Origin of the sequence: Amycolatopsis rhizosphaerae, assembly GCF_007713715.1 — a bacterium.
GTDB classification, from domain to species: domain Bacteria; phylum Actinomycetota; class Actinomycetes; order Mycobacteriales; family Pseudonocardiaceae; genus Amycolatopsis_E; species Amycolatopsis_E rhizosphaerae.
This window is the reverse complement of the sequence record NZ_VJWX01000376.1, coordinates 1-7,185: the sequence shown is the minus strand read 5'-3', so window position 1 is coordinate 7,185 and position 7,185 is coordinate 1. Positions and strand designations below refer to the sequence as shown.

The 7,185-nt window shown below is 69.6% G+C and carries 10 protein-coding genes; 5 read left to right on the top strand and 5 right to left on the bottom strand.

Annotated features, from left to right (window positions below; all coding sequences use genetic code 11):
- Nucleotides 1–251, bottom strand: a 251-nt coding sequence (locus tag FNH05_RS27875; RefSeq protein ID WP_144591823.1) for a helix-turn-helix domain-containing protein, incomplete at its 3' end; no start/stop codon positions are given.
- A gap of 67 nt (nucleotides 252–318) precedes the next feature.
- Here FNH05_RS27875 and FNH05_RS27870 point away from each other — a divergent pair.
- Nucleotides 319–585, top strand: coding sequence for a GntR family transcriptional regulator (locus FNH05_RS27870; protein WP_144591822.1), 267 nt, complete (start codon nucleotides 319–321; stop codon nucleotides 583–585).
- Here FNH05_RS27870 and FNH05_RS27865 read toward each other — a convergent pair.
- The gene (locus FNH05_RS27865) at nucleotides 582–1,622 is read right to left on the bottom strand and encodes a J domain-containing protein (protein WP_144591821.1); all 1,041 of its coding nucleotides are present in this window, start codon (nucleotides 1,620–1,622) and stop codon (nucleotides 582–584) included. The two genes, FNH05_RS27870 and FNH05_RS27865, sit on opposite strands and share 4 nt — an antisense overlap.
- Nucleotides 1,623–1,665: 43 nt before the next feature.
- On the opposite strand from FNH05_RS27865, the gene FNH05_RS27860 reads away from it, so the two are divergent.
- Complete coding sequence (locus tag FNH05_RS27860; RefSeq protein ID WP_144591820.1) at nucleotides 1,666–2,307, top strand: cytochrome d ubiquinol oxidase subunit II; 642 nt, start codon at nucleotides 1,666–1,668, stop codon at nucleotides 2,305–2,307.
- Here FNH05_RS27860 and FNH05_RS27855 read toward each other — a convergent pair.
- The 3 genes from FNH05_RS27855 to FNH05_RS27845 are packed head-to-tail and all read right to left on the bottom strand — an operon-like array spanning nucleotide 2,243 to nucleotide 3,637.
- Nucleotides 2,243–2,635, bottom strand: coding sequence for a DUF2237 family protein (locus FNH05_RS27855; protein WP_144591819.1), 393 nt, complete (start codon nucleotides 2,633–2,635; stop codon nucleotides 2,243–2,245). The genes FNH05_RS27860 and FNH05_RS27855 overlap by 65 nt on opposite strands.
- On the bottom strand, nucleotides 2,632–3,183 hold the full coding sequence (locus FNH05_RS27850) for a GNAT family N-acetyltransferase (RefSeq protein WP_144591818.1): 552 nt from the start codon (nucleotides 3,181–3,183) through the stop codon (nucleotides 2,632–2,634). The genes FNH05_RS27855 and FNH05_RS27850 overlap by 4 nt, the downstream gene beginning before the upstream one ends.
- Before the next feature lie 43 nt (nucleotides 3,184–3,226).
- Nucleotides 3,227–3,637 carry a DoxX family protein gene (locus FNH05_RS27845; RefSeq protein WP_144591817.1) on the bottom strand — a complete coding sequence of 137 codons (411 nt, stop codon included), beginning with the start codon at nucleotides 3,635–3,637 and terminating at the stop codon, nucleotides 3,227–3,229.
- A gap of 133 nt (nucleotides 3,638–3,770) precedes the next feature.
- Between FNH05_RS27845 and FNH05_RS27840 the strand changes: the two genes are divergently transcribed.
- The 3 genes from FNH05_RS27840 to ctaD all read left to right on the top strand — a co-directional run.
- Nucleotides 3,771–4,778, top strand: coding sequence for a sigma-70 family RNA polymerase sigma factor (locus FNH05_RS27840; protein WP_222426725.1), 1,008 nt, complete (start codon nucleotides 3,771–3,773; stop codon nucleotides 4,776–4,778).
- The gene (locus FNH05_RS27835; protein WP_144591816.1) at nucleotides 4,775–5,377 is read left to right on the top strand and encodes a TIGR03086 family metal-binding protein; all 603 of its coding nucleotides are present in this window, start codon (nucleotides 4,775–4,777) and stop codon (nucleotides 5,375–5,377) included. Before FNH05_RS27840 ends, FNH05_RS27835 begins: the two co-directional genes overlap by 4 nt.
- Nucleotides 5,378–5,616: 239 nt before the next feature.
- On the top strand, nucleotides 5,617–7,185 hold a 1,569-nt coding region (gene ctaD, locus FNH05_RS27830; protein WP_144591815.1), incomplete at its 3' end, for an aa3-type cytochrome oxidase subunit I.

Below are 7,185 nucleotides of genomic sequence, written 5' to 3'. Positions count from 1 at the left end.
GCCATCCGGAAGAGCGTGTCGAGGGTGATGTTGGGGGGCGGGCGTTTGCGCGGATCCTGCCGTCGCGGGGGCTGGTCGAGCCGGGAGCGTTCGAGTTCGGCGACGACGGAACGGGACACGCCCGCCCGGTCGGCCAGTTCCTCCTGACTGAGGTCCCGGTCGCGGCGGGTCCTGCGCACCCTCGTGGCGAGCGCGCGCAGCCGTGCGTCGAGCACCTCGTCCTGATCCTCGTCCTGATCCTGTCCGGCCATCAACGCCGCAGCCTACCCCTTCCGGATATGCACGACAATTTGTTGCTTCTATGCTACTTTTGGTCGTATGAACGAAGAGTTCACCAAGCCCGGTTACCTGTACGAAGAGCTGGCCAAGCGGCTCGCGGAGCGCATCGAGCGCGGCGAACTGGCGCCCCACAGCCCGCTGCCCTCCGAGGGCAGGCTCGCTCACGAGTACGGCGTTTCGCTGGGCACGGCGAGACACGCCACGCGGCTGTTGCGCGACTGGGGCCTCGTGGTGACGATCCGGTCCAAGGGCACCTACGTGGCACGACGGGAACCCGTGCCACCGCTGTGCCTGTGGAGTCCCTAGACGACCTGGCGGCAGAGGATGCGCAGCACCTCGGCGTCCACAGTGGATGGTTCGGCGGCCAGCCAGCCGCCGATCTCGTGGACGAACTGGTCCGGGGTCATCGGCGCGACCGGAAGATCGAAGTCCTCCTCGGTGGTGATCTCGCCCGCGCGACTGGGATAGATGACCAACGCCCCGCGGATCTCCACCCCGGGCAGCAGGTCCCGGTAGGCCGCCATCGCGGCGGGCAGTCCGGTCGCGCCGCCCCGGAACAGGCGGTCGTCGCGCCACAACGTGCCGTCCTCGTCGGCGCCGTAACAGCCCGGCAGCCAGGTCTTCGACTCGATCAGCACGAGCCGGTGGCCGGCGAGCACCGCGTGGTCGATGTCGGCGAACACCGAACCGGGCAGCGCGAGCCCGTGGAAGATCCGCACGTTCGGCAGCCGGCCGAGGTACCGGGTGAGCAGCTCGGCCGTCAGCCGCTCACCCCAGTGATCGGCCTCGGCGCCGGTGCGGCCGTAGACCGCGACCTGCCCGAACTCCGCCATCAGCCGCCGCCGGGCCTCGCGCACCCGCAGATGCCGTCGCACCAGCCACACCGCCACGGCCGTGGCGAGCAGGAACCAGAGCGTCACCAGCAGCCAGCCCGCCATCATCGGCAGCACGACCAGCAGCAGCCAGGCGAGCAGGATGACCGCCGGGGCGTGTCCCGGCGGCCTCGGCGAGGTGGGGCAGGCGGGCTCCCCGGCGCGGTGCCACCACGGGAGGGTGGCCGGATCGAGGCTGGGCACGTCCGCGACGAAGGCCGGGTCCTCGCCGAACTCCCGGGGCCGCCGCCGGGTCCGCACCGGGGAGCGCTGGAACCCCCGGTCGTAGGCCGCCCGGCGCCCCGGGTCGCTCAGCGTCTCGTAGGCCTCCCGAAGCCGGTGGAAGGCCAGGGGAGAACCACCCGCGTCCGGATGCATGGCGCGCGCCATGGCCCGGTACGCCGACTTGATCTCAGCCGCGGAGGCATCCTTGTCCACCCCGAGCAGCTCGTAGTAGCCGGCATCGTGCACGCGGTCACAATACAAGGGGGCGTTCACTGGCTAGAGTGACGCGATGGCAGGCACTCCCGCGGGCGAGCTCGCCCGGAAGCTCGGTGTCCGGACCGGCCGGATCGTGCTTCCCTGCGGGCTGTTGCTGATTTTCGTCGGGGCGGTGCTCTTCGTGTATCCGCCGCACAGCGGCCTGTTGGCGTTCCTGTTCGCCGTGCTCGGCGTGGCCGGGTTCGCGCTCGGCACGGCACGCCTCGCGGCCGCCCCGTGGTGGGCGCTGGGGGCCGCGGTGGCACTCGGCTTCCTGCTGTTCGCCGTGCTGACGGTGCCCGGCCGGGGGCTTGTGCTGCGGGTGTTCGGCCACTCCGAAACCTGTCGGGTGGCGAGCCGCCGGGAGGTGGACACGACCTCGCGTTATCCCCGGTACGGCTTCGTGCACACCGTCGACTGCCCCGGGGCGGGCACCCTGGTCATCCGCACGGATTCCGCCGACCGGCAACCGCTGGGCCCGGTCGAGGTCCTCGACGATCCCGGCGGCCCGCTGCAACCGGATTTCGCCGAACGCCACAACGTCGTCGTGGACTCGCTGCTCGTCGCCGCCGCGATCGCGCTGACGAGTGCGGCGGTGTGCGTCGCCTGGCTCAGGTCAGCGAACCAGGGTCGGCGGGCACGTCGGCCGCGTGTTCCCGAAGTGCCGGAAGGCTGACCACTTCCAGCGCCTTGGCATGGGTCGAGGCCAGCACGACCGGCGGGGCCATGCCCGCCTCGTACGCCTCCAGCCAGCGCGCCGCGCACAGGCACCACCGGTCGCCCGGTCGGAGGCCGGGGAAGTCGAACTCGGCGCGCGGGGTCACCAGGTCGTTGCCGACCTGCTGCTGGTGCGCCAGGAACTCGCGCGTCACCACGGCGCACACCGTGTGGTTGCCGAGGTCGTCAGGACCACTGTGGCAGCAGCCGTCGCGGTAGAACCCGGTGACGGGATCGGCACCGCACGGTTCCAGTTCGCCGCCCAGCACGTTGCGATCGTTCGTCATGCCTCCAGCCTGACAGCTTCGACCTGTCGTCGCCGCCAATCCCGCCGGTCCAGCGCGTATTCGACGTCGCCGTGTTCCGAGCCGTCGATCGCCTCGGGCCAGTGCTGGTGAAAGGTCCGCACGAAACCGAGCCCCGCCTTCTCCATGACCCGGCGGGAAGGGGTGTTGACGGTCATCGTGTACGCGACCACGCGTTCCACGCCGGGTTCGGCGAAGCCCTTGTCGATCAGGGCGCGCGCCCCTTCGGTCGCATACCCCTGCCCCCAGGCGGCACGGCGGAGCCGGTAGCCGAGTTCGGTTCCGGCCGGGCAGGGCCGGAACTCGAACCAGCCGAGGAACTCGCCGGTCGCCTTGAGCTGCGCCGCCCAGTAGCCGCCCGCGCGCAGCTTCGGCAGGACCTCCCGCACGACGACCTCCCTGGGCGTCGGCTTCCCGCCGGTCAGGTGGCGCATCACCTCGGGGTCGCTGTCGAGTTCGGTGACGCGGTCGGCATCAGCCTCGGTGAACGCCCGCAGCACGAGTCGTCCGGTCTCCAGGAAGATCCCCACGCATCGATTCTTCCCGGCGGCGAAAGTGGTTTTCCGATGCGGCTCAGCGGTCGAGGACGCGATTCACCAGGGCGCGCACGCTCGGCCAACGTCCCCAGGCCAGCAGTGCGCAGACCACCGCCAGCAGCGCCGGGGCGACCGCATACGCCGGATCCGGCAGTACGAACAACTGGAAGTAGGTGGCCCCGAGGAGCAGGCCGACCAAGCCGAGCGCGGCCGCGCCGGTGAGCGCGGGGACCACCAGTCCGATCGCCCCGGCGAGTTCGAGCGCACCGACGAGGTAGCGGAACCACTGGCCCGCGCCGATTTCGTCGAAGCTCTGCACGGCGTAGCTCTGCCCGGCCAGCTTCGGCAGTGCCGAGGCGACGCCGAGGAACAGTGCCAGCAGCACCTGGGTCACCCACAGGGTGATCGTCTTGGCGCGGGCGGTGGCGGAGCGGGGCATCGTGGTCATCGCGGTTCTTCCTTCCGGGAGGGGAAAACGCCGGTCACGGGTGGAGACTCCGCTCGCCGCGAAAACTCGTCGGCGATCCGCCGATGACTTTCCGCCGTCCGCCGGGTCTGTACAGGCGCAGTAGGACGAGGAGATGCTTATGACCATGACGGCGACCGAGCGGCCCGCGGGGGCGGACTTCCTCCGCCAGGCCGATCCCTACCGGCGCGAACTGCTCGCGCACTGCTACCGCATGCTCGGCTCCGTGCACGACGCCGAGGATCTGGTGCAGGAGACCTACCTGCGGGCCTGGCGTGCGTACGACCGCTTCGAGGGCCGGTCCTCGTTGCGCACCTGGCTCTACCGCATCGCGACGCGGGTCTGCCTGACCGCGCTGGAGGGCCGGGAGAAACGCCCGCTGCCCACCGGTCTCGGCGCGCCAGGGTCGCAGGCGGGCGATCCGCTGGTCGAGCGGGACGAGGTGCCGTGGCTGGAGCCGGTGCCGGACGCGATGGCGGGCGCCGAGAGCGGCGACCCGGCAGCGATCGTCACCTCCCGCGAGAGCATCCGGCTGGCCCTGATCGCCGCGCTGCAGTACCTGCCGCCGCGACAGCGGGCCGTGCTGATCCTGCGGGACGTCCTGCAGTGGCGGGCCGCGGAGGTGGCGCAGGTGCTCGACACCACGACCACCGCGGTCAACAGCATCCTCCAGCGCGCCCGAGCCCAGCTCGACCAGGCAGCCCCCCACGAGAACGAGGTCGTCGAACCGTCCGCCGCGGACCAGCGCGAACTGCTGGAGAAGTTCGTGACGGCCTTCGAACGCAAGGACTTCGCGGCGATGGTCGAGTTGTTCACCAAGGACGCGATCTGGGAGATGCCGCCGTTCACCGGCTGGTACCGGGGCGCGGAGAACATCGCCCGGCTCATCGATACGCAGTGCCCGGCGCAGGGCCCGGGTGACATGCGCCTGGTGCCTCTCCGGGCCAACGGGCAGCCCGGGTTCGGGCTCTACCTGCGTGACGGGGACGTGTACCGGCCGTTCAACATGCCAGTGCTGACGCTGTCGGCATCGGGGGTCGAGCACGTCACCTGTTTCTTCGACACGGGTTTGTTCACCCTGTTCGGCCTGCCCGAGACGCTGCCGGTCGCGGCGGCACGATGACCTCCCGGGACGCGGCGGCCGGTGGGTCCGGTCTGCTCGAACGCGCGGTCACGTACTGCCTCGGCGCGGTGGCGCCGGTCACCCCCGAACTGCTGTCCCGGGCCACGCCCTGCGAAGGCTGGGATCTGGGCGCGCTGCTGACCCATCTGCACGACTCGCTGTCGGCGCTGGCCGAGGCGGCCGAGGGCGGGCGGATCGCCGGAGGGCCGGTGCCCGGTCCGCCCCGCGGCGATCCGGTGCGGGCGGTGCGGGCGGCGGCACGGAGAGTGCTGGGGGCCTGGGCGCCGGCGGCCCGCGAGGCCGTCGCGGTGGGCGGTCTCCCGCTCCCCGCCGCCTTGTTGAGCGCGACGGGTGCGGTGGAGGTCGCGGTGCACGGCTGGGACGTGGCCAGGGCCTGTGGCCGTGACCACCCGATCCCGGAGCCGTTCGCGGAGGAACTCCTCGAACTGGTGTCGCTCGTACTGGACGACGCGGACCGGCCGGGCCGGTTCGGCCCACCGCTCACGGTCCGGTGTGGAGCGGATGCGGGAGAGCGCCTGCTCGCCTTCCTCGGCCGGAGAGTCCGGTGTGGACAGAAGTACGAAGAGGACGTTGCGTGACCCCGCCAACCGGGTGAGTTCCCTTGGAGTCTTTCCAAAGTATGGGGCCTGTGGGTAGGCTGACCTTGCCTGGGTGGAAGTTGAGGTCCATATCACGAGCCGCCGAACAGGCCCGGGACCTGGGATTTTGGCCTGGTGCGGGACTTTGGTCCCTTTTCGCGGGGACTTTGGACCCTTCGTCCGCACCCGTCGGACTGAAAACCTGTCGCTGACGTTTGATCAGCAAGACAGGAGACACCGTGACGGCGACCTCCCTGCCCCCGGTTGTTGTGCCTTCCCCGCGCAAGCGGGTACGGGGGGCGGCGTTAGTTCAACTGTTCCGCACCACCGATCACAAGCAGATCGGCGTGATGTACCTCATCGCGACGTTCGCCTTCTTCATGATCGGCGGCGCGATGGCCATGCTCATCCGCACCGAACTGGCCCGGCCGGGCCTGCAGTTCATGTCGAACGAGCAGTACAACCAGATGTTCACCATGCACGGCACGGTGATGCTGCTGCTGTACGCGACGCCGAGTGTGTTCGGGTTCGCCAACTTCGTGCTGCCGCTGCAGATCGGCGCGCCGGACGTGGCGTTCCCGCGGCTCAACGCCTTCTCGTTCTGGCTGTTCCTGTTCGGCGGGCTCACCATGCTGGCCGGCTTCCTCACGCCGGGCGGTGCCGCGGACTTCGGCTGGTTCGCCTACACGCCGCTGTCGGACGCGGTGCACACGCCGGGCGCGGGTGCGAACCTGTGGATCGTCGGCCTCGCCGTCGGTGGTCTCGGCACGATCCTTGGCGCGGTCAACATGATCACCACGATCGTCTGCCTGCGTGCACCCGGGATGACGATGTGGCGGATGCCGGTGTTCACCTGGAACATCCTGATCACCAGCCTGCTGATCCTGGTCGTGTTCCCGATCCTGACCGCGGCCGGTGTCGGTCTGCTGGCCGACCGCCTGATCGGCGCCCACGTGTTCGACCCGGCCAACGGCGGGGTGACGCTGTGGCAGCACCTGTTCTGGTTCTTCGGCCACCCCGAGGTCTACATCCTGGCGCTGCCGTTCTTCGGGGTCGCCTCGGAGATCATCCCGGTGTTCGCCCGTAAGCCGATCTTCGGTTACAAGGGGCTGGTCTGGGCGACGCTGAGCATCGCGGGCCTGTCGGTCTCGGTGTGGGCGCACCACATGTACGCCACGGGCGCGGTGCTGCTGCCGTTCTTCTCCTTCATGACCTTCCTGATCGCGGTGCCGACCGGCGTCAAGTTCTTCAACTGGATCGGCACCATGTGGAAGGGCACGATGACCTTCGAGTCGCCGATGCTGTTCGTGATCGGCTTCCTGGTCACCTTCCTCTTCGGTGGTCTGACCGGTGTCATGCTGGCCGCGCCCGCGCTGGACTTCCACCTCTCGGACAGCTACTTCGTGGTGGCGCACTTCCACTACGTGCTCTACGGCACGATCGCCTTCGCGACCTTCGCCGGTGTCTACTTCTGGTTCCCGAAGATCACCGGCCGGATGATGGACGAAACGCTGGCCAAGGTCCACTTCTGGACCACGTTCATCGGGTTCCACATGACGTTCCTGGTGCAGCACTGGCTGGGCAACGAGGGTATGCCGCGCCGCTACGCCGACTACCTCGAGTCCGACGGTTTCACCACGCTGAACACGATTTCGACGATCGGTGCCTACATCCTGGGCGTGTCGACCCTGCCGTTCATCTACAACGTGTTCAAGAGCTACCGCTACGGCGAAGTCGTGACGGTGGACGACCCGTGGGGCTACGGCAACTCGCTGGAGTGGGCCACCTCGTGCCCGCCGCCGCGGCAC

Excerpts from the sequence above, each read along its gene's own strand:
- FNH05_RS27860 (WP_144591820.1), top strand. The coding sequence starts at position 1,666 with ATGGCAGGCACTCCCGCGGGCGAGCTCGCCCGGAAGCTCGGTGTCCGG.
- FNH05_RS27855 (WP_144591819.1), bottom strand. The coding sequence starts at position 2,635 with ATGACGAACGATCGCAACGTGCTGGGCGGCGAACTGGAACCGTGCGGT.
- FNH05_RS27835 (WP_144591816.1), top strand. The coding sequence starts at position 4,775 with ATGACCTCCCGGGACGCGGCGGCCGGTGGGTCCGGTCTGCTCGAACGC.
- FNH05_RS27840 (WP_222426725.1), top strand. The coding sequence starts at position 3,771 with ATGCTTATGACCATGACGGCGACCGAGCGGCCCGCGGGGGCGGACTTC.
- FNH05_RS27845 (WP_144591817.1), bottom strand. The coding sequence starts at position 3,637 with ATGACCACGATGCCCCGCTCCGCCACCGCCCGCGCCAAGACGATCACC.
- FNH05_RS27870 (WP_144591822.1), top strand. The coding sequence starts at position 319 with ATGAACGAAGAGTTCACCAAGCCCGGTTACCTGTACGAAGAGCTGGCC.